Annotated in this window: 25 protein-coding genes; 14 read left to right on the top strand and 11 right to left on the bottom strand. The window is 53.4% G+C overall.

Going from position 1 to position 26,130, the window contains the following annotated elements:
* Positions 1-136 precede the first annotated feature (136 nt).
* A complete protein-coding gene (yccA, locus tag F8R23_RS00340; RefSeq protein ID WP_004942825.1) occupies positions 137-796 on the top strand; it encodes an FtsH protease modulator YccA in 660 nt (219 codons plus the stop codon).
* A gap of 111 nt (positions 797-907) precedes the next feature.
* Complete coding sequence (gene tusE / locus F8R23_RS00335) at positions 908-1,237, top strand: sulfurtransferase TusE (RefSeq protein WP_129935022.1); 330 nt, start codon at positions 908-910, stop codon at positions 1,235-1,237.
* Between the two features lie 7 nt (positions 1,238-1,244).
* Here tusE and yccX read toward each other — a convergent pair whose 3' ends face one another.
* A complete protein-coding gene (gene yccX / locus F8R23_RS00330; protein ID WP_085116122.1) occupies positions 1,245-1,523 on the bottom strand; it encodes an acylphosphatase in 279 nt (92 codons plus the stop codon).
* A gap of 92 nt (positions 1,524-1,615) precedes the next feature.
* Between yccX and rlmI the strand changes: the two genes are divergently transcribed.
* Positions 1,616-2,806 (top strand): 23S rRNA (cytosine(1962)-C(5))-methyltransferase RlmI, encoded by a 1,191-nt coding sequence (gene rlmI / locus F8R23_RS00325; RefSeq protein ID WP_129938438.1) that lies wholly within the window; start codon positions 1,616-1,618, stop codon positions 2,804-2,806.
* Positions 2,807-2,867: 61 nt separating this feature from the next.
* On the top strand, positions 2,868-3,185 hold the full coding sequence (gene hspQ, locus F8R23_RS00320; protein WP_129935024.1) for a heat shock protein HspQ: 318 nt from the start codon (positions 2,868-2,870) through the stop codon (positions 3,183-3,185).
* 59 nt (positions 3,186-3,244) lie between these two features.
* Here the strand turns inward: hspQ and F8R23_RS00315 are convergent, their stop codons facing one another.
* A complete protein-coding gene (locus F8R23_RS00315; protein ID WP_129938439.1) occupies positions 3,245-3,658 on the bottom strand; it encodes a CoA-binding protein in 414 nt (137 codons plus the stop codon).
* A 261-nt stretch (positions 3,659-3,919) separates the two neighbouring features.
* On the opposite strand from F8R23_RS00315, the gene F8R23_RS00310 reads away from it, so the two are divergent.
* On the top strand, positions 3,920-4,588 hold the full coding sequence (locus F8R23_RS00310) for a DUF2057 family protein (RefSeq protein ID WP_099061701.1): 669 nt from the start codon (positions 3,920-3,922) through the stop codon (positions 4,586-4,588).
* A gap of 124 nt (positions 4,589-4,712) precedes the next feature.
* Positions 4,713-5,171: a methylglyoxal synthase gene (locus F8R23_RS00305; RefSeq protein ID WP_112350356.1), complete on the top strand. Its 459-nt coding sequence runs from the start codon at positions 4,713-4,715 to the stop codon at positions 5,169-5,171.
* 33 nt (positions 5,172-5,204) lie between these two features.
* Here the strand turns inward: F8R23_RS00305 and helD are convergent, their stop codons facing one another.
* Positions 5,205-7,259, bottom strand: a complete 2,055-nt coding sequence (gene helD, locus F8R23_RS00300) for a DNA helicase IV (RefSeq protein ID WP_151415127.1) — start codon at positions 7,257-7,259, stop codon at positions 5,205-5,207.
* Positions 7,260-7,425: 166 nt separating this feature from the next.
* On the opposite strand from helD, the gene F8R23_RS00295 reads away from it, so the two are divergent.
* Together F8R23_RS00295 and yccS are read left to right on the top strand one after the other, a co-directional pair.
* Positions 7,426-7,878 carry a YccF domain-containing protein gene (locus F8R23_RS00295; protein ID WP_129935027.1) on the top strand — a complete coding sequence of 151 codons (453 nt, stop codon included), beginning with the start codon at positions 7,426-7,428 and terminating at the stop codon, positions 7,876-7,878.
* A gap of 26 nt (positions 7,879-7,904) precedes the next feature.
* The gene (gene yccS / locus F8R23_RS00290; RefSeq protein WP_129935028.1) at positions 7,905-10,040 is read left to right on the top strand and encodes a YccS family putative transporter; all 2,136 of its coding nucleotides are present in this window, start codon (positions 7,905-7,907) and stop codon (positions 10,038-10,040) included.
* Here the strand turns inward: yccS and F8R23_RS00285 are convergent, their stop codons facing one another.
* Entirely contained in the window at positions 10,041-10,700 is a 660-nt protein-coding gene (locus tag F8R23_RS00285) for a TfoX/Sxy family DNA transformation protein (RefSeq protein ID WP_129935029.1), read from the bottom strand.
* Between the two features lie 232 nt (positions 10,701-10,932).
* On the opposite strand from F8R23_RS00285, the gene sulA reads away from it, so the two are divergent.
* Positions 10,933-11,439, top strand: coding sequence for an SOS-induced cell division inhibitor SulA (gene sulA / locus F8R23_RS00280; RefSeq protein ID WP_099061707.1), 507 nt, complete (start codon positions 10,933-10,935; stop codon positions 11,437-11,439).
* 357 nt (positions 11,440-11,796) lie between these two features.
* Positions 11,797-12,873, top strand: coding sequence for a porin OmpA (ompA, locus tag F8R23_RS00275; protein ID WP_112350351.1), 1,077 nt, complete (start codon positions 11,797-11,799; stop codon positions 12,871-12,873).
* Between the two features lie 113 nt (positions 12,874-12,986).
* Here ompA and matP read toward each other — a convergent pair whose 3' ends face one another.
* Positions 12,987-13,445: a macrodomain Ter protein MatP gene (gene matP, locus F8R23_RS00270; protein WP_099061708.1), complete on the bottom strand. Its 459-nt coding sequence runs from the start codon at positions 13,443-13,445 to the stop codon at positions 12,987-12,989.
* A 209-nt stretch (positions 13,446-13,654) separates the two neighbouring features.
* Between matP and F8R23_RS00265 the strand changes: the two genes are divergently transcribed.
* The 4 genes from F8R23_RS00265 (at position 13,655) to fabF (ending at position 17,908) form a co-directional block, all read left to right on the top strand.
* Positions 13,655-15,391 carry an AAA family ATPase gene (locus tag F8R23_RS00265; protein ID WP_207213249.1) on the top strand — a complete coding sequence of 579 codons (1,737 nt, stop codon included), beginning with the start codon at positions 13,655-13,657 and terminating at the stop codon, positions 15,389-15,391.
* Between the two features lie 83 nt (positions 15,392-15,474).
* Positions 15,475-15,993 (top strand): bifunctional 3-hydroxydecanoyl-ACP dehydratase/trans-2-decenoyl-ACP isomerase, encoded by a 519-nt coding sequence (gene fabA, locus F8R23_RS00260; protein ID WP_012006178.1) that lies wholly within the window; start codon positions 15,475-15,477, stop codon positions 15,991-15,993.
* Positions 15,994-16,109: 116 nt separating this feature from the next.
* Positions 16,110-16,637, top strand: a complete 528-nt coding sequence (locus tag F8R23_RS00255) for a winged helix-turn-helix transcriptional regulator (protein WP_129935031.1) — start codon at positions 16,110-16,112, stop codon at positions 16,635-16,637.
* The gene (gene fabF, locus F8R23_RS00250) at positions 16,634-17,908 is read left to right on the top strand and encodes a beta-ketoacyl-ACP synthase II (RefSeq protein WP_129935032.1); all 1,275 of its coding nucleotides are present in this window, start codon (positions 16,634-16,636) and stop codon (positions 17,906-17,908) included. The genes F8R23_RS00255 and fabF overlap by 4 nt, the downstream gene beginning before the upstream one ends.
* 67 nt (positions 17,909-17,975) lie before the next feature.
* On the opposite strand, the gene rmf is transcribed toward fabF, so the two are convergent.
* From rmf to rlmKL, 6 genes are all read right to left on the bottom strand, one after another.
* Positions 17,976-18,146 carry a ribosome modulation factor gene (gene rmf / locus F8R23_RS00245; protein ID WP_012006175.1) on the bottom strand — a complete coding sequence of 57 codons (171 nt, stop codon included), beginning with the start codon at positions 18,144-18,146 and terminating at the stop codon, positions 17,976-17,978.
* A gap of 271 nt (positions 18,147-18,417) precedes the next feature.
* Positions 18,418-18,975, bottom strand: a complete 558-nt coding sequence (pqiC, locus tag F8R23_RS00240) for a membrane integrity-associated transporter subunit PqiC (RefSeq protein WP_099061712.1) — start codon at positions 18,973-18,975, stop codon at positions 18,418-18,420.
* The gene (pqiB, locus tag F8R23_RS00235; RefSeq protein WP_129935033.1) at positions 18,972-20,618 is read right to left on the bottom strand and encodes an intermembrane transport protein PqiB; all 1,647 of its coding nucleotides are present in this window, start codon (positions 20,616-20,618) and stop codon (positions 18,972-18,974) included. The genes pqiC and pqiB overlap by 4 nt, the downstream gene beginning before the upstream one ends.
* Positions 20,605-21,930, bottom strand: coding sequence for a membrane integrity-associated transporter subunit PqiA (gene pqiA, locus F8R23_RS00230; RefSeq protein WP_151415126.1), 1,326 nt, complete (start codon positions 21,928-21,930; stop codon positions 20,605-20,607). The genes pqiB and pqiA overlap by 14 nt, the downstream gene beginning before the upstream one ends.
* A 74-nt stretch (positions 21,931-22,004) precedes the next feature.
* The gene (locus tag F8R23_RS00225) at positions 22,005-23,909 is read right to left on the bottom strand and encodes an ABC transporter ATP-binding protein (protein WP_112350345.1); all 1,905 of its coding nucleotides are present in this window, start codon (positions 23,907-23,909) and stop codon (positions 22,005-22,007) included.
* 5 nt (positions 23,910-23,914) lie between these two features.
* Positions 23,915-26,035 carry a bifunctional 23S rRNA (guanine(2069)-N(7))-methyltransferase RlmK/23S rRNA (guanine(2445)-N(2))-methyltransferase RlmL gene (gene rlmKL / locus F8R23_RS00220; RefSeq protein WP_129938658.1) on the bottom strand — a complete coding sequence of 707 codons (2,121 nt, stop codon included), beginning with the start codon at positions 26,033-26,035 and terminating at the stop codon, positions 23,915-23,917.
* Between the last annotated feature and the right edge of the window lie 95 nt (positions 26,036-26,130).

The following is a 26,130-nucleotide window of genomic DNA, read 5'->3' as shown; positions in this document are numbered from 1 at the left end:
GAAGAAACCACCAACACCGGTTCAATGTTGCAGCAATGATTACTAAGGGTAAAGATTGGTAAACAAACTTTAATCAAACGCTTGCGCTGCCTATCATCGTCACTAATTTTGTGATGACCTGATAAGAGAGATCATTATGGACCGTATTGTCGTCTCATCCTCCTCGCGTGACTCGTTACTGAGTACACATAAGGTTCTGCGTAACACCTATTTCCTGCTTTCGCTGACGCTGGCTTTTTCTGCGCTTACCGCAACAGCCAGCACCATGCTGGGGCTGCCGGCGCCGGGCCTGTTGCTGATGCTGGTCGGTTTCTATGGACTGATGTTCCTGACACATAAGCTGGCGAACAGCCCAGCGGGCATTCTGGCGGCCTTCGCGCTGACCGGTTTTATGGGTTACGCCCTGGGGCCGATCCTCAGTTCGTTCATTAATACCGGAGCCGGCGACCTGATCATGCTGGCACTGGGTGGCACCGCGGTGGTGTTCTTCTGCTGTTCGGCCTACGTGCTGACCACGCGCAAGGATATGTCGTTCCTGTCCGGGATGATGATGGCCGGTTTTGTGGTGCTGCTGGTTGCCGTTATCGCCAACCTGTTCCTGCAGATCCCTGCCCTGCATCTGGCCATTAGCGCGCTGTTTATCCTGTTCTCCGCCGGTGCCATCCTGTGGGAAACCAGCAACATTATCCACGGCGGCGAAACTAACTACATTCGCGCCACCGTCAGTCTGTACGTGTCGCTGTACAACATGTTCATCAGCCTGTTGAGCATTCTGGGCTTCGCGCGCAGCAACTGATTCAACGTCTGAGAAATACCCAAAGCCCCGCTCCGGCGGGGCTTTATTTTTTGCAGCGACAAAAGTTTGCTAAACTGGCGGCCGTTCTGAATTACCCGTTACCGAGGCAGTATGTTGGAGTATGAAGGTCAGGTTATTGAAACCGACGCACAGGGTTACCTGAAAAACAGCGCTGACTGGCATGAGGCCCTGGCGCCGCTGCTGGCCACACAGGAAGAGTTAATACTGACCGAGGCACATTGGGAAGTGGTGCGTTTCGTACGCAGCTTTTACCTGGAATTTAATACTTCACCGGCGATCCGCATGCTGGTCAAAGCCATGGCGCAGAAATACGGCGAAGAGAAAGGCAACAGCCGTTATCTCTACCGCCTGTTCCCCAAAGGTCCGGCCAAGCAGGCCACCAAAATTGCCGGCCTGCCGAAACCGGTAAAATGCATCTGATACCCGGCTAATAGCGAATGCTGAAGCCTTGATAATCGGCGGTGCCTCGCGGTTCCACCAGCACGCGATCAACGCGTGCGCTACGCGGGCCGCCATTTTTCAGCCATTCCACCAGTTTATCCACCTGAGGTTGTTCGCCGCAGGCCACCACTTCTACGCTGCCGTCATCAAGATTACGTGCGTAACCGCTCAATCCCAACGCCGTCGCATGATGCTGGGTGTTATAACGAAACCCAACCCCTTGCACTACGCCATAGACATACGCAGCAATGCAAACTTGTGTCATAATCGCCCCCTTATCGACTTCCGTTTATGGTATTGCCTGTGCGTTTGCACGGCGATGTCACTCTTTTTATCTAGCTGGCAGCATTCTTAATTATGACCGTACGCCTGTATCTCGCCAAAGGACGTGAAAAGTCCTTACTCCGTCGCCACCCATGGGTATTTTCCGGCGCTGTTCAACGTATTGAAGGTAAAGCCCTTTCTGGCGAAACCATCGATATTCACGACGCCCAGGGCAAATGGCTGGCACGCGGTGCCTACTCGCCGGAGTCGCAAATCCGCGCCCGCGTCTGGACTTTCCAGCAAGAAGAAGAGATTAACATCGAATTCTTCATCCGCCGTTTACAACAGGCGCAAACCTGGCGTGATTGGGTTGCCAAACGTGATGGGCTGGACAGCTACCGTCTGATTGCCGGTGAATCCGACGGCATGCCGGGCATCACTATCGATCGCTTCCAGAACTTCATGGTGTTGCAGTTGCTGTCCGCCGGTGCTGAATATCAGCGTGCCGCGTTGATTACCGCTTTACAGCATTGTTACCCGGAATGTGCCATCTACGATCGTTCAGACGTAGCTGTGCGTAAAAAAGAAGGTTTACCGTTAGCGCAAGGCCAGGTGCTGGGCGATCTGCCCCCTGCTCTGCTGCCGATTACCGAACATGGCATGAAACTGCTGGTAGATATTCAGCAAGGCCATAAGACCGGTTTTTACCTCGACCAGCGCGACAGCCGTCTGGCAGCACGTAATTACTCCGCCGGCCGCCGCGTACTGAACTGCTTCTCCTATACCGGTGCCTTCGCCGTGTCTGCCCTGATGGGTGGCTGTACGCAGGTGATCAGCGTTGATACGTCGCAAGCCGCATTGGATATCGCCAAACAGAACGTCGAGCTGAACAAGTTAGACTTGAGCAAAGCCGAATTTGTCCGTGATGACGTGTTCCAACTGCTGCGCGCCTACCGTACTCAGGGTGAGAAATTCGACCTGATCATTATGGATCCGCCGAAGTTCGTCGAAAATAAGAACCAACTGGCCGGTGCTTGCCGCGGCTACAAAGATATCAACATGTTGGCGCTGCAATTGCTGAACCCGGGCGGTATTTTGCTCAGCTTCTCTTGTTCCGGTCTGATGCCAACCGATTTATTCCAGAAAATTTTAGCCGATGCCGCTGTAGACGCCGGGCGTGATGTACAATTTATAGAGCAGTATCGTCAGGCTGCCGATCACCCGGTTATCGCGACTTATCCTGAAGGGCTGTATTTGAAAGGGTTTGCGTGTCGGGTGATGTAACTTGAAATACGCTGTTTTGCCCTCATATAGAGAGCAAGGCACTGTTTCTCAGGAGGTCATCATGATTGCCAGCAAATTTGGTATCGGACAACAGGTTCGGCATAAGCTGCTGGGGTATTTGGGGGTGGTGATTGATATCGACCCTGAATACTCTATGGAACAGCCTAAAGCTGATGAAATAGCGGCGAATACCGCTCTACGGTTCGCTCCTTGGTACCACGTGGTGATGGAAGACGAAGAAGGTCAACCGGTGCATACCTATCTGGCGGAAGCACAGTTAGATGGGGAAGCCCAGGACGCTCATCCTGAACAACCATCGCTGGATGAATTGGCGGAGTCTATCCGACACCAGCTACAAGCCCCACGCCTGCGCAACTGATGCGCCTGGCCTGAGAAACACCCGATAAGAGCCTGGCACTATGCCAGGCTTTTTATTTTTCAGCGCTCCAGCCCCAGACGCGGGATTTCGATTTTAGGGCAGCGATCCATCACCACCTTCAACCCCGCTTCGCTTGCCAATGCCGCTGCCTGTTCATTAATAACACCGATTTGCAGCCATAGAGCCTTGGCACCGATCGCAATGGCCTCTTGCGCTACCGCGTATGCCGCTTCTGAATTACGGAACACGTCAACCATGTCCACCGGATGCGGAATATCTTTCAATGTGCCATAGGCCTGCTGACCTAGCAGCGTTTTTCCGGCCAGTTTTGGGCTGACCGGCGTAACCTGATATCCCTGCGCAAGCAGATAGGCCATCACACCAAAACTGGGTCGTGCCGGATTGTCACTGGCACCCACCAGCGCAATGGTTTTCACCTGCTGCAGCAGGCCGGCAATCTCGTTGTCTTGCATTTTCCGCTCCCAATGATCAACGGGGGATTTCCCTGTTTCGAGTGTAACCCATTGACCTTAAATCGGCTAAACCTGGGGTCCCGGAAACTCCCGGCGACTTTTGCGGTCTGATGCTGTCACTGCCAGCATATGCCGGTTTAAAAAGTGTCAAAATGAATATAAGTGTGTACATTTGTAACTCAAACCATGATGCTGAAAAACTTTGACACAACCTGTGGCGTGTTCAACACTGATAGCGATGCTACTTATAAGGAGATAACAATGAAATTTGGTCTGATGGTTGCGGGGCTGCTCAGCATCAGTATTAGCATGCCTGCCGTGGCTACGACCCTGAAACTCTCCCCTGACATCGACCTGCTGGTGGTCGACGGCAAGAAAATGACAGGATCGTTGTTAAAAGGCGCCGACAGCCTGGAGCTGGATGGCGGGCAACATCAGTTGCTGTTTAAAGTTGTCAAATCTGTACGCTCAGGGCAAAACGATCAAACGGCCTATACTTCACCACCGCTGATCGCCACCTTCAATACGCAAAATGTCAGCTCCGTTGCCATTGAGCTGCCGCGCATTGAAAATGTTCGGGACGGTCAGCGATTTGATAAGACGCTAAATTATCAGGTGATCGATAAAAACGGCAACGCGCTGGTGATGAAACACGATGTATTGCACCCCGATGGCGTCACGCTCAGCGTCGATCTGGAAAAGGTAATGGCGGATTATAATAGTCAGAAACGCCCAGCTTCCGTACCAGCCTTCACCCACGCACGCTCCACTGCCTCCTCCTCACTGGGTAGCGCAGTGTTAAACTCCCCCACGGTGACGCTGAAAGGTGAAAACGTTTCCGAACAGATGCTGCAATACTGGTATCAGCAGGCGGACAAAGAAACGCAGAAGCGTTTTCTCCACTGGGCCAATAAACAGGCAGTGCGTTAAGTAAGATTGCCGACGCCTTTATTTAAAGGCGCGCTTTCTTCGCATTTTCAGGTGTAAACGCTAGGCAGTGAAAAGCAGTTTCAGTAATCTGTCGCACATCACCCGATTAGCGAAGGAAATCCAGATGGAATTTACCACCCGCACTATCGCCGCGCGCAAACACATTGCGCTGGTGGCGCACGATCACCGTAAACAAGCCCTGTTGGCATGGGTTGAAGACAATAAGGCCGTGCTGGAACAACACCAACTTTATGCCACCGGCACCACCGGTAACCTGGTGCAACAAGCCAGTGGTATTCCGGTGCATAGCATGCTGAGCGGGCCGATGGGGGGCGACCAGCAGGTTGGTGCACTGATTGCCGAAGGCAAAATCGATATGCTGATCTTCTTCTGGGATCCCTTGAACGCGGTCCCCCATGATCCTGATGTGAAAGCCCTGCTGCGCCTGGCGACCGTGTGGAATATTCCCGTCGCGACCAACCGCTCAACCGCAGATTTTCTGATTGGCTCTTCACTGTTCAAAAGCGAAGTAGAAATCGCCATCCCTGACTACCAACGCTATTTGCAGGATCGCCTGAAATAACCATTAAGGCCTGGTTTCCGCCAGGCCTTAAGTTCAGGGTTTTTTCTGCGACGGTACGCCAAGATCCTGCAGTTGTTCCACGAACACCGACGGACGCTCGCGATCCTGTAAGAGCCATACCTGATGCTTGGCGCGAGTCAGCGCCACATACAGCAAGCGTCGCTCCTCTGCATCCGGGAAATCTTCCGGTTGCGGCAGCAGCACATCTTCCAATACCGACTCACGCGCAACCGCGGGGAAGCCGTCGTTGCCATCGTGCAAACCAGCGATAATCACATACTCAGCCTGCTGCCCTTTGCTGGCGTGGATGGTCATAAACTCAATGGTTAATTTGGGCCAACGGGTCACCGCTTTTGACAACACTTGCGGTTTCAGATGATGGTAACGCGCCAGCACCAGGATCCTTTCTTCCGGCTTGGCATAACCGCTTAGCTTATCCAACAAATTTTCAAGCTGTTCATGCGGTAACAGAACTACCGATTTCTTATTACCTTTACTCAAGCTGTTCAACGGTTTTTTCAACTGGTGCGGGTTCTGCTGCACAAAGCGGTTTGCCACCTCACCGATGCGCTCATTGAAACGGTAAGTCGTATCAAGCGCGCACTGGGCACCTTCGCCAAAGTTATCGGCAAACGCCGTGGTTAACGTCAGTTCGGCACCGCTGAAGCGGTAAATGGCCTGCCAGTCGTCACCCACCGCAAACAAACAGGTTTGCTTGTTTTGTTTACGCAGCGCCGCCAGCAATTGCGCACGCTGTGGTGAGATATCCTGAAACTCATCCACCAGAATGTGCTTCCACGGGCTGACAAAACGCCCTTTCTCCAGAATATTGACCGCCTGGTGGATAAGACCGGAGAAATCAACCGCCCCTTCCTCTTTCAGCGCGCCTTTCCAGGCCTTGAGCAAGGGTGCCATCAGCCGGATACGTTTTGAGAACAGGTCACGGATCTCTTCATCCGCCTGTTCTATCATTTCGGCCTGGCTGCCGCCGTGCATCCTCATCAGCCCCAGCCAGCGTTCGAGCCGACCTGCCAACCGTTCAGCCAGGCGTTTATCCTGCCAAAAATCGCCTTCAGGCACTTCCCATTCAAGCTCTTCAATCAACCATTGCCGCCACCCTTTGGCCTGGGCTTTTTTCTCGGCACACTGCTGCTGCCAATGCGCTATCAACAAAGCTCGTCGAGCCTTGCTGTCTGTTTCCAACTTACTGATCGCCGGCACTTTACGGTTACCCTGCTGAATAATTTGCAGCGCCAGCGCGTGGAAAGTTTTGGCCTGAATCGCCACGCTACCCAAGCGATCCTGAATTCGCTCGTTCATCTCTTCCGCCGCCTGACGACCAAATGCCAGCAACAGTATTTGCCCGGGTTCAGCCTCCTGACGGCGCAGCAGCCAGCCGGCTCGCGCCACCAGCACAGAGGTTTTACCGCTACCAGCCCCAGCCAGCACCAGCACCGAGTCTTCGCCATTGACCACTGCGCGGCTTTGCGAGTCGTTCAGCGGTGAGGTTTCGATGCTCTGGAAGAAATCATGGTAGGTCTCCAGCATACGTTCGGTCCATTGCTGATTACGCTGCCCTACGCTGCGCAACCCCTGCTGCAACCATTGCTGGCAAAGCTGATAATCATCCCGGCAATTGTCGAATTGATCCAACCGTGCCACCGGCATGGGTAAGGCGCCGAAAGACTCGCGGATTTGTTGCTGCAACTTACCCAGTTCGGATTTTTTAAACCACTTATCTTGCTGTTCAATACGCTGAATATGTTCAACCTGCTGGCGCAACACGCCGGCGCTGACTTCACTCATCTCGGCGCTCCACTGTTGCCAGGCCTGCTGGAGATGATGATAGAAGCGCTGAGTTTCCTGCCATTCGGTACCGTGCAAGCGCACCACTTTTTCATCCGGCAGCTCAAACTCCAGCTCGCCCCAGACGATGCCTCGCTTACACCTGACATGAATCAACTGATTGAAAGGAATAAGATATTCATGCTTTTCACCGCTCACCTCGACACCGGCGTGCAGCAATCGCACACGGTTATAAGGATGCTGAGCCAGGTGTTTCCCCAGCGATGTCGCTTTAAGTTCCATATCTTCGCGCCATGACTATGTTGAGATTAAATAACGGTTATCTGCCAGTTTACCTGTGATAAGCAGTGGCACTCTAGCGCTAAAAAAAGGGTAGAATAGATTTTGCGTTTTGATAGCAAACGCAACCGCATCGCGGTTTGGCCATCATTAGAGCAGAATGACGACTATGCGTACTGTACTGAATATTCTTAATTTTGTGTTAGGCGGCTTTTTCACCACCCTTGGCTGGCTGGTCGCAACGGTATTTAGCGTGCTGCTGATCATCACCCTACCGTTAACCCGCTCCTGCTGGGAAATCACCAAGCTATCGTTACTGCCTTTCGGCAACGAAGCGATTCACGTTAATGAATTGTACCCGGAAAAAAGCAATGCGCTGCTTTCCGCCAGCGGTTCACTGCTGAATATTGTCTGGCTGCTCCTGTTCGGCTGGTGGCTGTGCCTGTCACATATTGCTGCCGGTATTGTGCAGTGCGTGACGATTATTGGCATTCCGGTAGGCATAGCCAATTTCAAAATCGCCGCTATTGCCCTGTGGCCGGTTGGACGCCGTGTGGTGTCCGTTGAGATGGCGCAACAGGCCAGAACTGAAAATGCCCGACGTCAGTACCAGCAGCGTTAATTTTTTCTCCGCCTGAGGAGTTTTTCGTGCTCTCTTTTGCACCAGCAATACGCCGTTATGCCTACAACAGCAATCTGCTTTATGACCTGCGTATTTTTATTGCGCTGGCCGGCGCAGCCGCCGTACCCTGGTGGCTCGCCATTCCCAAGCTCACCATTCCCCTGACTCTGGGGGTGGTGGCAGCGGCATTGACCGATCTTGATGATCGCCTGACTGGCAGACTGCGCAATCTGCTGATCACGCTGGTGTGTTTTTTTGTCGCCTCCGCCTCCATTGAACTGCTGTTCCCTTATCCCTGGCTGTTCGCGCTGGGCCTGACCACTTCCACCTGCGGTTTTATTTTGCTGGGTGCGCTCGGGCAACGCTACGCCACCATTGCGTTTGGTGCTCTGCTGATCGCGGTCTATACCATGCTCGGCACTTCAATGTACGACGCCTGGTATCAACAACCGATGCTGCTGATCATCGGTGCCCTGTGGTACAACCTGCTGACGCTGATTGGACACCTGATCTTCCCTATCCGCCCATTGCAGGAAAACCTGGCACGTTGTTACAATCAGTTGGCGAATTATCTGGATGCCAAAGCCAACCTGTTTGATCCCGACGTCGAGCATGATGCAGACCTGCCGTGGATGGATGTTGCCATGGCCAACAGTGCCCTGGTGACCATTCTGAACCAGACCAAAGTTTCATTGCTGACGCGGTTAAAAGGCGATCGAGGTCAACGCGGTACCCGCCGCACGTTGCATTATTATTTCGTTGCCCAGGATATCCATGAGCGCGCCAGTTCCTCTCACGTTCAATATCAGGCCTTGAGCCGACAATTCCGCCACAGTGATATTCTGTTTCGATTCCAGCGTTTGCTCAGCATGCAAGCACGCGCCTGTCAGCAGTTGGCACAGTCGATTTTGCTACGGCAGAAGTATCAGCACAACCCTCGCTTTGAACCGGCCTTTGCCCGTATTGAAGAAGCTCTGACTCGCATCGCCATCACCCCGGAAAATCGTGAGTTAACCAAAGCGCTGTCACACCTGTTAAAAAATTTACGCGCGATTGACGCACAGTTGGCGAATATTGAGTCCGAACAGGCATTGGCCAACGGTCAGGTGGAAGAGAACAGTCTGTCGGATGACCGGATCACCGGCTGGAGCGACATCCGCTTACGTATCAGCCGCCATCTGACACCTCAGTCGGCCTTATTCCGCCACGCCATCCGCATGTCAACAGTGTTGTGCGTGGGTTATGCCTTTATTCAGTTTACCGGCATGCAGCACGGTTATTGGATCCTGTTAACCAGTCTGTTTGTCTGCCAACCGAATTACAATGCCACGCGTCGCCGGCTGGCGCTTCGAATTATCGGCACGCTTGCTGGTATTCTTATTGGTCTGCCGATCCTCTATTTTGTGCCGTCACTGGAAGGCCAGATGGTGCTGATTGTTATCAGCGGCGTGCTGTTTTTTGCTTTTCGAACCGTGCAATATGCACACGCCACCATGTTTATTACCCTACTGGTATTGCTGTGCTTTAACCTGCTGGGTGAAGGTTTTGAAGTCGCCGCGCCTCGCGTTTACGACACGATTTTAGGGTGTGCCATCGCTTGGGCGGCAGTCAGTTTTATCTGGCCAGACTGGAAGTTCCGCCAACTGCCGGCAGTCGTCAGCAAAACGCTGAACGCCAACTGCCGTTATCTGGATGCCATTCTGGTGCAATACCATCAGGGCAAAGATAATGGCCTTCCATACCGTATCGCTCGCCGGGATGCACACAACAGTGATGCAGAGTTGGCTTCGGTGATATCCAACATGTCTGCCGACCCAAAAGCCAATAAGGAAGTTCAGGATGCCGCCTTTCGCCTGCTGTGTTTAAACCACACCTTATTGAGTTATATCTCTGCGCTGGGTGCCCACCGTGAGCGCCTGAACAACCCTGCTACGTTGGATCTGCTGAATGATGCAGTTTGCTATGTCGATGGCGCCCTGCATTGGGAAGAACAGGACGAACAACGCATCACTCAGGCGTTGGAAAGTCTGGCAGAACGTATTCAGCACGCAGCGCCGGAACCGGAAAGCAAAGATCAATTGGTATTACAGCAGATTGGATTGGTGATTGAATTGCTTCCGGAACTCACGATGCTCAATGCGCAAATTGCCAAATCGGCCTAATCACCCGGGGTCTTTTATCAAGCCCCGAACTCCCGGGTTATGTCCATGGCTAAGCAACGACATGGTTCGCTCAAACCAATGAGTCAGCTCACTACGCATTTCCGAGGGTAAGGCAGCATGATGATAACCGGCAATGGCTCCCCCCAGAGAAAGCAGTACCCTTAGGCCCAAATTGCGTTGCTGCTGCAACAAACGAAGATAGCTGCGCTTAGCGCCGTTCAGACGTAAATCATAAACATTGCGAATGCCCGCCCGCCAGAGTAAACGTTCCATATTGATGTCAATGTTCGGCAAGGTCTTCAGACGCCCCTGGTTATCCGTTTTCACCTTGAGTTCCCGGCGTGCTTCCCGAATTGCCTGCCAGGCTAACCCTACAAGTTCTCCACGATCCCGCCATAGCGTTTCATCAACCCAGTAATAACGCATGGTTATGGGAACTCCACGCTTGGAGTAAACCATATTAACCATTCCGCGTTCGCGGAAGGCTGGTTCCAGGCTATCCGTCGCGCGAAGATACAGCTCCCCTTCAGCGATCACAGCGAACATGACGCCATCGGCCAGTATCCCGTACCCACCGAATTGTGAGCGTGTAGTGATGCAACCTAATGCGTAAAAATAAGCTTTGGCCTGTACGATCCTTCCCGTTGATGTCCCTTTCATAGCGTTCTCCTGGTGTAGGTTACCCTTCTATTATTCCTCGCATCAATGAAATAAAGGTAACGTGAACAAGTAATTAGAAAAATACGCACTATCCGCAGTCATGCCAATCACAAAAGCCAGCCGTATAAAAAATGATCGCAATTATGCGAGGTACCACGAAGATTTGGGTTGATCTTAATCACAACAGGATGTACTGTATAAACATACAGTGACACTACGGGCGGGATACTTTATGCGTACTCAATCACTCTACAAAACCAATTTCAGCCACAGCTCTTTTGCGGTAAATAATGCTGCAGAAAGCACGGATGCCGGCAAAGAGAATGGCCTTATCAGTGAACTTGTTTACAACGAGCATCAGCCCGCAGTGGCGCAACTATTGCTGCCACTGTTGCAGCAGTTGGGTATGCAGTCACGCTGGTTGTTATGGCTGACCCCACAGCAAAAACTGAGTAAGTTGTGGCTACAGCAATCCGGTTTGCCGGTGGGGAAAGTGGTGCAACTGAGTCAAATTCATCCGTTGGACACGGTTGAAGCGATGGAAAAAGCGCTGCTGACAGGTAACTACAGTGTAGTTCTTGGATGGCTGCCCGATCTTACAGAAGAAGATCGTCTAAAATTAAGGCGTGCGGCAGAATTAGGTAACGCTTATGGGTTCATAATGCGTCCTCAACGTGACATAAACCCGATTCACGGACACTGTTCCACCCTAAAAATTCACTCTTCTTTGTATCATTAAGTAAATTTAGGATTTTTCCCATCATTTTCATCTCCCTGCAAGGGAACCTTTATGGGATCAGGGACAAAGCGAGTGCGGCTGCGGTTCCGCGACCTAAAACCAAGGTTAAAATGCTCGCTTTTTTGCCGGTTAATGTTAGTAAATATGTATGTTTCTGCGTTTTTTTTTAGAGCTTTATCACATCACACTTGTAACTTTCGCGCCACGTTGTAGACTTTACATCGCCAAGGTTGCTCTATAACGCCAGATAAACTGGCCGAGTAACAAACGAGGGCTCAAACCTTGGCGAAGGAATTTAACCAAGGGCTTAAACAGCTTTAAAGCTCATTGCCTATTTGGATGATAACGAGGCGCAAAATGAAAAAGACAGCTATCGCATTAGCAGTGGCACTGGCAGGTTTCGCAACAGTAGCGCAAGCCGCCCCAAAAGATAATACCTGGTACACTGGTGCTAAACTGGGCTGGTCCCAGTATCATGACACTGGTTTCTACGGCAACGGTTACCAGAATGGTATCGGCAATGGTCCGACCCATAAAGATCAACTGGGTGCTGGCGCGTTCCTGGGTTACCAGGCGAACCAATACCTGGGCTTCGAGCTGGGCTATGACTGGCTTGGCCGTATGCCTTACAAAGGCAGCGTGAACAACGGTGCTTTCAAAGCGCAGGGCGTTCAACTGGCTGCTAAACTGAGCTACCCAATCATGGACGATCTGGACATCTACACTCGTCTGGGCGGCATGGTATGGCGTGCTGACTCCAAAGCTAACTACGGTAATGGCACTCGTCTGAGCGACCACGACACCGGCGTTTCTCCTTTGGCAGCAGTTGGTGTTGAATACGCACTGACCAAAAACTGGGCTACTCGCCTGGACTACCAATTCGTTAGCAACATCGGTGATGCAGGTACTGTCGGCGCACGTCCAGACAACACCATGCTGAGCTTGGGTGTTTCTTACCGTTTCGGTCAGGATGATGTTGTTGCACCAGCACCAGCACCAGCTCCGGCTCCAGTTGTTGAAACCAAGCGTTTCACTCTGAAGTCTGACGTGCTGTTCAACTTCAACAAATCTACTCTGAAAACAGAAGGCCAACAGGCTCTGGACCAGCTGTACACTCAGCTGAGCTCCATGGATCCTAAAGATGGTTCTGTTGTAGTTCTGGGTTACACCGACGCCGTTGGTTCTGACCAGTACAACCAGAAACTGTCTGAAAAACGCGCTCAAAGCGTTGTTGATTACCTGGTATCTAAAGGTATTCCTTCAGACAAAATCTCTGCACGTGGTATGGGCGAAGCTGATTCAGTCACTGGTAACACCTGTGGCTACAAAGCTGGCCGTGCTACCAAAGCACAGATCGATTGCCTGGCACCAGATCGTCGCGTAGAGATCGAAGTTAAAGGTATCAAAGACGTTGTAACTCAGCCACAAGGCTAAGCTACCACTCTTAATAAAAAACCCCGCAATGCGGGGTTTTTTTTCGGCCAAATTAAATGACGTTGGCATTAGCAACAAAGAGCCCCTTACACAGTCGGAGCTGGCGGGTAGGTTTACTCTTTGTCTTTACCGAGAATGGCTTTTAAATCCTGCTTGAGTGACGACATCTGGCTGTCGTACTTCTCTTTACGTTCTGCGTCTTCGATCAACTGCACCACGGTTTCTGACAGCGTCACCCCACGACGACGGGCAAGCGCAGCCAACCGCTGCCAAACCAGAAACTCCAGATCGATAGATTTTTTACGCGTATGTTGGTGTTCTGCGTTAAAATGACGTTTACGCCGTGCGCGGATAGTTTGCTTCATCCGGTTATCCAGTTCCGGATTCATATGATGGCTTATCCACGTCAGCACTTTTACCGGCTCATTTTCCAGCTTCAGCAGCTCGTCAATGGCTTCCTGAGCGACGCTGTTTTCAATGTGGCGGGTAATAGCTTCCCCTTCCCGGTGCTTTTTCACCAGGTACTTCCATTTCCAACCGCTCTCCAGATTTTCCAGTTGCTGATATTTCATCGTGAGCTCTTCAGTGACCGCGTAACTTTATTAAGCATAACAGCTTTACGCCGAATTTCCCCGCCAATTACACCCCGTTTTAGACTGTTTTTTGCACAGTCATCGCGCGATGTCAAACTCCCTGACATCAACTGTTACTCTGCATCTATCAAGCTGCCGTTATTCTTGTATAATCGCCCTTTCCCTTTTTGACGATTGCATCTAACACTTTGACCAATAACCGACTTGAATGGCAATCACTGTTGCCGGACGTTACGCCTTATCAAGCGATATTTGATACCGCCGCGCAGTTGGCACCCGTGTCCTTTGCCTCTATTCAGCCTCGGCTGGAAAACGCACTGACGCTGTTTTGCCATCCACAGTCACCACCGCGTTTCATGTTATTGAAAGCGCAGGAAACGCGTGAGTATCTGGCGCTGATCGCCCATGCAGTTGAACAACTGCAGCCGCAGAATACCGCGTTCAAGGGCAGTCATTATGTGATCCAGGGCAGCAAGGTCAGCGTAGAACCCGCCAGCCTGGGTGATGAACCCTTTGCCGCCGGTGGTGCCTGTGTGTTTCAAGAGTGGGTTGAGCCAGAACAGCTGTTTGGCTGCGTCCGGATCCACAATGATGAGATCAACCTGCAGCCCGGTCTGGTACATCAGGCTAACGGAGGCGTACTGATCCTGTCTGCACGTTCTCTGCTGGCTCAGCCGCTGCTGTGGCTGCGCCTGAAGCAGATGATTACCCAACGTCAGTTCCACTGGGTTTCCCCGGATGAAACACGTCCTCTGCCGATCACTATTCCAGCCATGCCGCTGGAGTTGCGACTGATCGTGGTGGGCGATCGTCACGGTCTTGCCGATTTCCATGATATTGAGCCGGAACTGTGTGAACAGGCGGTCTACGGCGAATACGAAGAAGATCTGCAACTCACCGAAATCGATGACATGGTGCAGTGGTGTGGCTACGTCAATACTCTTATTGATGAGAAGCAACTGCCGCCATTGGCAGCCGATGCCTGGTACCCGTTAATGATCCAGGCGGTCCGTCACAGTGGTGATCAGGGCAACCTGCCGTTGTCCCCACTCTGGCTCGGCCAGCAACTTTCTGAAGCTGCGCTGTATGTCGAAGAAGAAAGCATCACCGCCAAAGCGTTTGAAGCGGCACTAAATGCTCGCGAATGGCGTGAAAGCTACCTTGCCGAACGGATGCAGGATGAGATTGAACTGGGCCAAATCCTGATTGAAACCGAAGGCGAAGTCGTCGGTCAGATCAACGGCCTGTCTGTGTTGGAATACCCTGGCCATCCGCGCAGCTTCGGCGAACCCTCCCGTATCAGCTGTGTCGTGCATCTTGGCGATGGTGAATTCACCGACGTTGAACGCAAGGCCGAGCTTGGCGGTAATCTGCATGCCAAAGGCATGATGATTATGCAGGCGTTCCTGATTTCCGAACTGGAACTGGACCAACCGCTGCCCTTCTCCGCTTCCATCGTATTTGAACAATCTTATGGCGAAGTGGACGGTGACAGCGCCTCATTGGCTGAGCTCTGTGCACTCATCAGCGCACTGTCGCTGCAGCCGATCACTCAGCAGATTGCGGTAACCGGCTCCGTTGACCAATTCGGTAATGTACAGCCGATTGGTGGCGTCAACGAGAAGATCGAAGGCTTTTTTGAAGTTTGCCAACGTCGCGGTTTGACGGGTAAACAGGGCATCATTCTGCCCGCCACCAACGTGCGCCACCTGTGTCTGCGCCAGGACGTGGTCGATGCGGTGCGCGAGGGGCAATTCCACCTGTGGGCCGTCAACAGCGCCGCAGAGGCTTTGCCATTACTCACCGGTTATCCCTACTCTGATGAACAGCAGCCGAACTTGTTAGCTGCCATTCAGGAACGGATTGCACTGGTGAATCCGCAGGAACGCCGGCGCTGGCCGTGGCCACTTCGTTGGCTCAACTGATTCAGCCACGGCTGATCGGACTTGTTCAGCGTACACGTGTAAGCTAAGATGCGCCCTTCAATAAAATAAGGTTTACTGAGAACATGGTAGAAAAACGCGACTCCTATACGAAAGAAGACCTCGAAGCATCCGGCCGTGGCGAACTGTTTGGCGCCGGTGGCCCGCCGTTGCCGGCAGGTAACATGTTGATGATGGACCGCGTGGTCAAAATGACCGAAGACGGTGGTACCCACAACAAGGGTTATGTGGAAGCGGAACTGGATATCAATCCGGACCTATGGTTCTTTGGTTGCCACTTTATCGGCGATCCAGTGATGCCGGGCTGCCTGGGCCTGGATGCGATGTGGCAGTTGGTAGGTTTCTACCTCGGCTGGCTGGGTGGCGAAGGTAAAGGTCGTGCGCTGGGCGTGGGTGAAGTTAAATTTACCGGCCAGGTTCTGCCTACCGCGAAAAAAGTCACCTACCGCATTAACTTCAAGCGTGTGATCATCCGTAAACTGATTATGGGTGTGGCTGATGGTGAAGTCCTGGTCGATGGTCAGGTCATTTACACCGCCAGCGATCTGAAAGTGGGCCTGTTCAAGGACACTGCGGCGTTCTAACCGCAATCACGGCGGCCTTCCGGGTCGCCGTTTATTTCCCTTAGTTATCTTTTAATCGTTGCGTCCATAGCGGCTAAACAGTAACTACAATAATTGTAGTAACCAGGAGGTATGCCATGAAAAAAACTCGTTTTGATAACATGCCATGCCCGGTAGCTCGCTCACTGGACCGCGTCGGGGAATGGTGGAGCATCCTGATACTTCGCGATGCGTTTCATGGTTTGTCCCGGTTTGATGAGTTCCAGCAGAGCCTTGGACTTTCGCCCACCATATTGACCCGTCGCCTGAAGTATCTGGTAGAAAGCGGCATACTGCATAAACAACGCTATCAAACACGACCGGTACGCTACCAGTACTTGCTCACTGAGCGTGGCAAAGATTTTTTCCCGGTGCTTGCAGCCCTGTTTCACTGGGGGAATACCCACCTGGCCGATGATGGCATCAGTGCCGAACTGGTCGATCGTCGTACCGGGCAACCCATACGCGTGCAACTGATCGACAGCATTACCCAGCAGCCCATTGCGCTGCATAATATTACTTTAGCCCCAGGGCCGGCAGCGACCGACGGCATGCGCCAGCGCGCGGCCCTGATGCTGCAGAACCTTTCTGCATTTCCCCCTGAATCATCCAAGGAGTCACTATGAACACTCGTCGTATAGTCATTACCGGCATGGGCGCCATTTCGCCACTGGGATGCGGCGTAGAGGCTATCTGGCAGCGTCTGCTGAACGGCCAGTCCGGCATTCGTCCGCTGCCAGAAGAGATCGTCGCAGACCTGCAGGTGAAAATCGGTGGTCAGGTGCCCACTTTGGAACAGGATCCCGAGGCGGGCTTCGACCCCGACCTTTCGGTTGCACCCAAAGACCAGAAGAAAATGGACCGCTTTATCCTGCTCGCCATGGCAGCGGCCGATGAGGCTATCCGCCAGGCAGGTTGGGTAGCAGACACTGAAGACAAGCAGGAACGCACCGCAACCGTGATCGCTTCCGGCATTGGCGGCTTCCCGGCTATCGCCCATGCGGTACGCACCACCGACAGCCGCGGTGCCAAACGCCTGTCACCTTTCACCATCCCTTCGTTCCTGGTTAATCTGGCCGCCGGTCATGTATCGATTAAACATCAGTTCAAGGGCCCTATTGGTGCCCCCGTGACGGCCTGTGCCGCAGGCGTACAAGCCATCGGCGATGCCGTACGTATGATTCGTAACGATGAAGCGGATATCGCGCTGTGTGGCGGTACGGAAGCGGCTATCGACACCGTCAGCCTTGGGGGTTTTGCAGCGGCGCGTGCCATGTCCACAACGCCTGCAGACGCCGCCGCAACAGCCTCACGGCCTTTTGACAGTGCACGCAACGGGTTTGTTATGGGTGAAGGTGCCGGCATGCTGGTGATTGAGACACTGGAGCATGCGCTGGCCCGTGGGGCAACACCGCTGGCTGAAATTGTCGGTTATGGCACCAGCGCAGATGCCTACCATATGACCTCTGGTGCCGAGGATGGTGACGGTGCCTACCGTGCCATGAAAATTGCCCTCAAACAGGCTGGCGTAGCACCGGAGCAGGTTCAACACCTGAACGCGCATGCGACATCCACACCGGTAGGGGATTTGGGCGAAATTAACGCCATTAAGCATCTGTTCGGCACGAGCGGCAGCGTAGCGGTTACCTCAACCAAATCAGCGACCGGCCATTTACTGGGTGCCGCCGGCGGGCTGGAAACCATCTTTACCGCACTGGCGCTGCGTGACCAGATTGCACCCGCCACGCTGAATTTGGAAAGTCCGGATCCGGCAGCAGAGGGGCTGCACCTGGTCGCGAATAAAGCGGAACCCATGGCCATAAGCTACGCACTGTCGAACGGTTTTGGTTTTGGCGGTGTCAATGCGAGTATTTTGCTGAAACGCTGGCAGGGGTAGTCGTACAGCCTTAAACAAAAACCTCCGCGCTGGGCGGAGGTTATTCCTTTTTTTGACAGGGAGCCGCTTAAGCGGTCACAGCCCTGTCTTCCATGGCTTCTCGCCAACCTCCCAGCCATTGAGACCGGCTTTCCACAGTCGTTTTATAGGGACAATAATCCTTCGGATGTCCTAAAATACCTGCCTGATAACCTTTCGAGTGCGCCCTTTCCAGGCGATCGCGTTTCTGTCTCTTCATGCCTCGTTTCCCTCACTTTTTGGTCAGTTGGAAAGAAAACAATGGCTGCTTTTTGTGCAGCCACGTTTAAGCAATAGCGCTAAATGGAGCGAAGATCAATGCGCAAAATTCACGCCAATGTCATATTTGTGAGCTACGCACGCAGAATTTGCTAAGTGGCTGATAGATAGGAAAGAAGCTAACTTATTGAAATAAAATAAAAACCCCTTGCAACGAGAAATCCCAATATTCCTCGCCGCAAGGGGTTAGACCGATTTAATACAAATTATTTCTAAAAACGACCGGCTTGCGCAGCAATATCCTGGGCTTCTTGTTGCCAGCCCTGAGCCAACGTCCGCACCAAGGCATCGTAGCCGTCTTCACCCTGCTTAAGCTCCAGGCTGAACGGCCGTTTGGTCAGATTGCCCTGATGGTTCAGCACCCACTCGCCGCGAATGATCGCCTTGCCGTCAAAGCGGCCATGGAAACCGCTGATGGTGACGTTCAGTACATCCTGCTCGCTGCTCATCGGTTGCGAGGACACCACCCAACCCGGCAGTGCGCTGCTCAGGTTGGTGACCAGCGTCTGCTGCAACTGTTGATCCAGCGGGCTGGCCCACAGGTTGTTCTGGGCAATAACGTACTGCACGTCATTGGTCTGATAAACCACACCGCTTTGCGCCAGGTAATCCGCCACGCTAACGTGCTCCAGCCAAAGCTGGCGCGACGTCGTGCTGCCGCTGACCTGCGCCGGCGTGCCCAACGCCGGCAGTTGATAGTAGGTCTTCTGTGGGGTGCTGCTACAGGCGCTGAGTAACAGCGCCAGGGCTACCGGAATCCATTTCATCATTTATTGGCCTTCTTCGGCTGAGGATCGTTACTGCCCGCGGCTTCAAATACCAGCGCGTTGCTCTTTTCGTTCAGGGTGCGCAGCACCGGCTGCAGCTCACGCAGCACCTGATCAAGACGTTGCATATCGCCGACCATCTTGTTGTAGGCCGGAGAACCAGGCTGGAACCCTTTCATGCTGCGGTTCAGTTCCTGCAAGGTTTTTTGCATATCCTGCGGCAGTGCCTTCATCTCTTTGCTGGCGATGATGTCATTCAACGATTGCATGGTCTGCTGTGTCGACTTCATCGTTTTCTGACTTTCAGCCAACGTTTTGGTCGCTTCGTTGATCATCGGATTCAGCGGCATCGAGTTGATTTTATCCAGCGTCTGCATCAGTTTCTGCTGGATCTGCGCCAGGCCACCGCTGGTGGTTGGCATCAGTCGGTAACCAAACAGCTCACGTGGCCCTTTATAAGGTTTCTCTTGCGGATAGAAATCCAGATCGATATACAGCGAACCCGTTAGCAGGTTAGCGGATTTCAAAGAGGCACGCATTCCACGCGACTCAGCGTCTTTCAAATGACTCTCAAAGTCGAAGTTGCCACCCAACTGTTTCTGGAAACGATCCGGTTCGATGCGGATCAGCACCGGGATCCGGTAGTCGTTGTCCAGACGCTGTATCATGCCTTTTTTGTAGAACGGTACTTGCCCAACGGTACCCAGACGAATGCCGCGGAATTCCACCGGCGCACCAGGCTGCAGCCCGCGAACCGAATCGGCGAAGAACAGCAGGTAGTCTTTATGCACGGTATACAGCGAATCCTGAATGCTGCGCTGGTTGTCGAACAGGTGGTACTCCGCTTTCGGTTGCGCCAGTTCACCGCGCTCCCAGCCTTCCGGTACGTCAAAGCTGACGCCGCCGCTGAACAAGGTCGCCAACGAGCCCATTTCCACCCTCATCCCCTGCGCCGACATATCGAACGCCACACCGCTGTCTTTCCAGAAACGTACGTTACTGGTCACCAACTGATCGTAAGGTGCGGAGATAAATAATTGGTAACGCATGGCACGCATCTTGGGATCAAAATAACTGGTCTCCACCGAGCCAACGCGATAACCACGGAACAACACCGGATCGCCGGCATTTAACTGTCCGGATCTTTCACTGTCCAGCACAATGCGTAACCCTTTAGCGTCAGGTGAAGCCAGCGGCGGTGCATCCAGCAGTTGGTAGTCGCCCTTGCCTGCCTTGCCTTTGTTGCCCGGCTGCAGTTCTATATAGGCGCCGGAAAGCAGCGTCCCCAATCCGGAAACACCCCCACGGCCAATCTGCGGCTTCACTACCCAGAAGGCTGAGTCCTGACGCAACAGCTTCTCCATGCCGGTGTTAAGGCGCGCCTCTACCACCACCTTGCTCAAGTCTTCGCTCAGGGTCACCGTTTCCACAACCCCGACGTCAACGCTACGGCTTTTGATTTTGGTTTTACCTGCCTCCAGCCCTTCTGCGGTGGTGGTAACCAGAGTGACCACCGGCCCCTGATGGCTGAAATGGTAAAACAGGATCCAGGCGCCGATCAGTGCGGTGACAATCGGGATGATCCACACTGGTGACCAGCGCTTGATCTTCTCGACGTCCGCGACGCTATGATTATTTTCCGTCACCTTGCGGCTCCTTTTTTATTGTTTCGTTTACGCGATCCCAGGTTAACCGGGGATCAAACGTCATGGCTGCAAACATAGTGAGGATCACCACCATGGCGAACAGCAGTGCGCCAATGTCAGGATAAATGCTCATCAATTGTCCCATCCGTACCAATGCCGAAAGCACGGCAATCACAAACACATCAATCATTGACCAGCGGCCAACAAATTCAACCACTTCATAAATCAGATGCATTCGCTCGCTGTCGGCCCGTGCCTTGCCGGTACCGTTAGCGTCCCAACACAGCCAGCCAATCGCCAACATTTTTAGCGAAGGCACCATAATACTGGCGATGAAGATCACCATCGCCACCGGGTAAGATCCTTCTCCCCACAGCAGGATCACCCCGGCCATGATAGTAGAAGTGAGCTTGTTGCCCAATGCCTCGGTAACCATAATCGGCATCAGGTTTGCCGGAATATACAACAAGATAGAGGTGAGTAGCAGCGCCATCGTCCATTGCAGACTGTGCCGGCGGCGCACGTAGCCACGGGAATGGCAGCGCGGACACTGAGTCAGTTCCGCCGGTAAAATGGCCGTGCAACACTGGCAGGAACGCAGCCCCTGACGCAGCCCGGTGCGCCCGACTTCCATCGGACGATCAAGGCGCGGTGCGGGTTCAATATCATTCCACAGCCAGCGGCGATCGACACACTGGAAAGCACGCACCTGTAGCAGGCAAAACAGGCAGTACGGCACAAAGCTGCTGCCGACGCCAATATCACCATAAGCCATCAGCTTAACGAAGCTGACCAGCACCCCGGCCAGGAAAATCTCCACCATGCACCAGGTTTTAAACTGGAACAGCATTTTGGCCATCCACTCTTTCAGCCCCTTGGGGATGGGCACTTTAGTGCACAGCAGAATAATGGCCAGCATGCAGAATGCCGGGATCAGTTGAACAAACACCATAAACAGCGTGGCCATGCTGGCGTAGTCTTCCGCCACCATCACCTGCGGGATTTGGATCAGTTTGATTTCGTTACCGAGTCCGGCAACGCGCATATTGATAAACGGGAAAATATTCGCCAGCAGCAGCATAAACAGGGCGCTGAGGGCGTAACCGATCGGCCGCTTACGCGGTTCTTCCCAGCGGGAGCTGAGGGTCGTTTTACAACGCGGGCATACCGCTTTTGAACCATATGCCAACGGCGGCAATGCTACCAGCATGTCGCACTGCGGACACAACATCAGATTGTCCTGCTGCTGTGTTGCGTGTGTTGCGTGCGTTGCATGACTGTGCTGCTCGTGATTCTCGTGGGAACACACCATATTCCTCCTTAACAACGTTGCTCACCGGTACGGCAATACCGCCCGCAGCAGCGCGCGGGCGGTATTTTCAACGGTTAGCCGTTTTTCATCGCTTCCAACTCTTCCCAACGGGCAAAGGCTTCTTCCAATGCCCCTTCGGCTGTGGCCAGCGCAGTCAGCACCTGTTGTGTTTCACTGTGAGGACGCGTGAAGAACTCAGCATCACTCATTTGCGCCTGCAGCGCCGTAATTTCCGCTTCCAACTGCTCAAGACGTTGCGGCAACTGCTCCAGCTCACGTAACAGGTTATAGCTCAGTTTAGCCGTTGTTTTCTTTGGCTGTTCAGCCTTTTTTTCTACTGCAGGCTTGTTCTGATCGGCCGCGACCTGACGGATCGGTTTTGCCGTCGCGCGTTGATGATGCGCATCGTAGTAACCTCCGACGAAGGTGCTGATCGCACCGTTGCCTTCAAAGATCCAGCACTCGGTCACCGAGTTATCGACGAACTGACGATCGTGGCTCACCAACAGCACGGTACCCTGATAGCCGTCGATCAGCTCTTCCAGCAATTCCAGCGTTTCGACGTCAAGATCGTTGGTCGGTTCATCGAGGATCAATAAGTTACTCGGTTTCAGGAACAGCTTAGCCAGCAACAGGCGATTACGCTCACCGCCTGACAAGGCTTTCACCGGCGTCATCGCCCGTTTAGGGTGGAACAGGAAGTCCTGCAGATAACCCAGCACGTGACGGGAACGGCCGTTGACCAACACTTCCTGCTTACCTTCCGCCAGGTTGTCCATCACGGTACGTTCCGGATCCAGATCGGCGCGGTGCTGGTCGAAATAGGCCACTTCCAGCTTGGTACCACAATGCACGCGGCCGCTGTCGGCTTTCAACTGGCTGAGCATCAATTTCAGCAGCGTCGTTTTACCGCAGCCGTTCGGGCCGACCAGGGCAATTTTGTCGCCACGCTGCACCTGGGCGGAAAAATCGCGCACCAGTACTTTGCCGCCAACCTGATAGTTAACGTCTTCCATCTCAAACACGATCTTGCCGGAGCGTACGGCCTCTTCCACCTGCATCTTGGCGGTGCCCATCACTTCACGACGTTCCGAACGCTCGTTACGCAATGCCTTCAGGGCACGCACACGGCCTTCGTTACGGGTACGACGCGCCTTGATGCCCTGGCGGATCCACACTTCTTCCTGCGCCAGCTTGCGGTCAAATTCGGCGTTTTGCAGCTCTTCCACCCGCAGAGCTTCTTCCTTACTCAGCAGGTACAGATCGTAGTTACCCGGCCAAGACACCAGCTTGCCGCGATCGAGATCGACAATGCGCGTCGCCATATTGCGGATAAAGGAACGGTCGTGGGAAATAAACACGATGCTGCCCTGGAACTCTTTCAGGAAGCCTTCCAGCCAGTCGATGGTTGAAATGTCCAGGTGGTTGGTTGGTTCGTCGAGCAGCAATACGCGCGGAGAACTGACCAGCGCGCGGCCCAGTGCCGCTTTACGCAGCCAGCCGCCGGAGAGCGAGGAAAGCTCTGCATCTCCGTTCAGACCCAACTGCAACAATACTTCGCTGATGCGGCTATCAAGCTGCCACAGACCCTGGTGATCGAGGATCTCCATAATCTGCGCCATGCGCGTCAGGTTTCTTTCGCTTGGGTCGGTTTCCACCAGATGCGAAATCGCGTGATACGCTTTCAGGTGTTCTGCCTGTTCGGCTACCCCTTCGGCCACGAAATCAAACACCGTACCGCCGATATTGCGCGGAGGATCCTGTTGCAGACGCGCCACAATCAGATCTTGCTCGTAAGTCACCCGGCCATCATCCAACGGAATTTCTTTACCGAGGATCTTCAGCAGAGTGGATTTACCGGCGCCATTGCGCCCAACCAGACAAACGCGTTCGTTGTCTTCAATATGAATTTCGGTGTTGTCTAAAAGTGGTGCATCGCTGAAGGACAGCCAGGCACCGGACATGCTAATTAACGACATAGTAATTATTTTCCTTCGCCGGCGTGGGTGACCAGCCAGCAGTTATGAATTTGACGGTTACGGGCAAAGTCCTGTGACTGCGTCTGGGCGGTGATTTCTTTCGCCTCCAGACCCAATTCGCTCAGGCCAGCCATATCCATCTGGAAACCGCGCTTGTTGTTCGAGAACATGATGGTTCCGTTACGACGCAGCAACCGTTTCAAATCTTGCATCAGCGCCAGGTGATCGCGCTGAACGTCAAAAGTGTTCTCCATACGCTTGGAGTTGGAGAAGGTCGGCGGATCGATAAAGATCACGTCGAATTGTTCGTCGGCATTTTGCATCCATGACAGACAGTCCGCATGGATCAATCTGTGCTGTTTGCCCGTCAAACCGTTAACCCGCAAGTTTTTCTCCGCCCATTCCAGATAGGTACGCGACATATCCACGGTAGTAGTACTACGTGCGCCCCCCAGCCCGGCATGCACACTGGCGGTACCGGTATAGGCGAACAGGTTGAGGAAGTCTTTACCTTTGCTCATTTCACCCAGCATGCGACGGGCAATGCGGTGATCAAGGAACAGACCGGTATCGAGATAATCGGTCAGGTTAACCCACAGCTTGGCGTTAAATTCTTCCACCAGCAGGAACTCACCCTTCTGCGCCAGTTTTTCGTACTGGTTTTTGCCTTTCTGGCGCTCACGGGTTTTCAGGATCAACTGGTTGGACGGCAATTCCAGCACCGCCAGCGTGGCGTTGATCACGTCGAACAGACGTTGACGAGCCTTCTGTGCATCAATGGTTTTCGGTGGCGCATATTCCTGTACCACCACCTTGCTGCCGTAGCGATCCACCGCCACGTTATAGTCCGGCAGGTCGGCATCGTACAAACGGTAGCACTCAATGCCCTGCTGCTTGGCCCACTTATCGAGCTTCTTCAGGTTTTTGCGCAGGCGGTTGGCAAAATCTTCCGCCACCTGTACACCACCGGCACCCAGCGGGTTTTCCGCCAATTGGTAGTTTTTCTGCACGCAGTCCAACGGACCGTTTTTGGCTTTGAACTGGCGATCGGCACGCAACTGCAGGCAGCTCAGCAACTCCGGTGAGGCGCTGAACAACGACAACTGCCAGCCACCAAAAGCGCTCTTCATGATACGACCCAGCATATTATGCAAGGCAATCAGCGCCGGTTCACTTTCCAGACGCTCACCGTACGGCGGGTTACAAACTACGGTACCCGTCGGGCCTTCCGGCAGTGGGTTGGTCAGTTTGGCAACGTCGTTGACGTTAAAGGTAATCAGTTCGGCGACGCCGGCACGACGGGCGTTACCGCGTGCCATTTCAATCACCCGACGATCAATATCAGAACCGAAGAAACGCGAGGTGGTTTCCTGCAGGCCGCTGCGGGCACGTTCCTGTGCTTCGGTGATCACTTCACGCCACAGATCGACGTTGTGACCATTCCAGGCGGTAAAGCCCCAGTGTTGACGATGCAGGCCCGGTGCGCGGTCAGAAGCAATCATCGCCGCTTCGATCAACAGGGTGCCCGAACCACACATTGGATCCAGCATTGGCGTGCCTGGTTGCCAGCCAGAACGCTGCACAATCGCCGCTGCCAGGCTTTCTTTCAACGGTGCCTGACCGGTCAGGTCACGGTAACCGCGCTGGTGCAGGCCTTCACCGCTGAGATCAAGCGCTACGCTGGCCATATCGCGCTGCAGGAACACATTCACGCGAATGTCCGGCTGCTGCTTAGCCACCGTCGGGCGCTGTTCGATCTTGCGGGTAAAGCTGTCGACAATAGCGTCCTTGACCTTCAGCGCGCCATACTGGCTGTTGCGGATCTCTTCGTTAACGCCACTGAAGTGTACGGCGAAGGTTTTATCCACACCAAAGATACTGGTCCAGTCGATCGCCTGTACGCCCAGGTACAGATCCAGATCGCTGTGTACGCGGAATTCGTTCAGCGGCAGTAAGATACGTGAGGCCAAACGGCTCCACAGCAAGCTTTGGTACAGAAGACGATCGTCACCCTGAAAATGTACCCCACCCTGTACGACTTTACAGGCGTGAGCGCCCAGCGCTTCGAGTTCGCTTTTTAACAGTTCTTCCAGTCCACGCGCCGTGCTGGCAAACAGAGAGTTCATATCGTACTTATCACCAAAAAGAAAATTGTTGCGCATTATAGCTAATCCAGACCGCTTGTCATAAAGTTGCTCCCTTCTATTTAATATTCGCGCGG

Origin of the sequence: Serratia proteamaculans (genome assembly GCF_008830365.1) — a bacterium.
GTDB classification, from domain to species: Bacteria; Pseudomonadota; Gammaproteobacteria; order Enterobacterales; family Enterobacteriaceae; genus Serratia; species Serratia proteamaculans.
This window is presented reverse-complemented; position numbering and strand designations above follow the sequence as displayed.

Coding starts and splice junctions, on each gene's coding strand:
- rlmKL (WP_129938658.1), bottom strand. CDS start 26,035: ATGAACTCTCTGTTTGCCAGCACGGCGCGTGGACTGGAAGAACTGTTA.
- F8R23_RS00295 (WP_129935027.1), top strand. CDS start 7,426: ATGCGTACTGTACTGAATATTCTTAATTTTGTGTTAGGCGGCTTTTTC.
- yccX (WP_085116122.1), bottom strand. CDS start 1,523: ATGACACAAGTTTGCATTGCTGCGTATGTCTATGGCGTAGTGCAAGGG.
- F8R23_RS00225 (WP_112350345.1), bottom strand. CDS start 23,909: ATGTCGTTAATTAGCATGTCCGGTGCCTGGCTGTCCTTCAGCGATGCA.
- F8R23_RS00255 (WP_129935031.1), top strand. CDS start 16,110: ATGAAAAAAACTCGTTTTGATAACATGCCATGCCCGGTAGCTCGCTCA.
- fabA (WP_012006178.1), top strand. CDS start 15,475: ATGGTAGAAAAACGCGACTCCTATACGAAAGAAGACCTCGAAGCATCC.
- tusE (WP_129935022.1), top strand. CDS start 908: ATGTTGGAGTATGAAGGTCAGGTTATTGAAACCGACGCACAGGGTTAC.
- fabF (WP_129935032.1), top strand. CDS start 16,634: ATGAACACTCGTCGTATAGTCATTACCGGCATGGGCGCCATTTCGCCA.
- matP (WP_099061708.1), bottom strand. CDS start 13,445: ATGAAATATCAGCAACTGGAAAATCTGGAGAGCGGTTGGAAATGGAAG.
- yccA (WP_004942825.1), top strand. CDS start 137: ATGGACCGTATTGTCGTCTCATCCTCCTCGCGTGACTCGTTACTGAGT.
- F8R23_RS00305 (WP_112350356.1), top strand. CDS start 4,713: ATGGAATTTACCACCCGCACTATCGCCGCGCGCAAACACATTGCGCTG.
- helD (WP_151415127.1), bottom strand. CDS start 7,259: ATGGAACTTAAAGCGACATCGCTGGGGAAACACCTGGCTCAGCATCCT.
- pqiC (WP_099061712.1), bottom strand. CDS start 18,975: ATGATGAAATGGATTCCGGTAGCCCTGGCGCTGTTACTCAGCGCCTGT.
- rlmI (WP_129938438.1), top strand. CDS start 1,616: ATGACCGTACGCCTGTATCTCGCCAAAGGACGTGAAAAGTCCTTACTC.
- ompA (WP_112350351.1), top strand. CDS start 11,797: ATGAAAAAGACAGCTATCGCATTAGCAGTGGCACTGGCAGGTTTCGCA.
- F8R23_RS00310 (WP_099061701.1), top strand. CDS start 3,920: ATGAAATTTGGTCTGATGGTTGCGGGGCTGCTCAGCATCAGTATTAGC.
- F8R23_RS00285 (WP_129935029.1), bottom strand. CDS start 10,700: ATGAAAGGGACATCAACGGGAAGGATCGTACAGGCCAAAGCTTATTTT.
- hspQ (WP_129935024.1), top strand. CDS start 2,868: ATGATTGCCAGCAAATTTGGTATCGGACAACAGGTTCGGCATAAGCTG.
- pqiA (WP_151415126.1), bottom strand. CDS start 21,930: ATGGTGTGTTCCCACGAGAATCACGAGCAGCACAGTCATGCAACGCAC.
- rmf (WP_012006175.1), bottom strand. CDS start 18,146: ATGAAGAGACAGAAACGCGATCGCCTGGAAAGGGCGCACTCGAAAGGT.
- sulA (WP_099061707.1), top strand. CDS start 10,933: ATGCGTACTCAATCACTCTACAAAACCAATTTCAGCCACAGCTCTTTT.
- F8R23_RS00315 (WP_129938439.1), bottom strand. CDS start 3,658: ATGCAAGACAACGAGATTGCCGGCCTGCTGCAGCAGGTGAAAACCATT.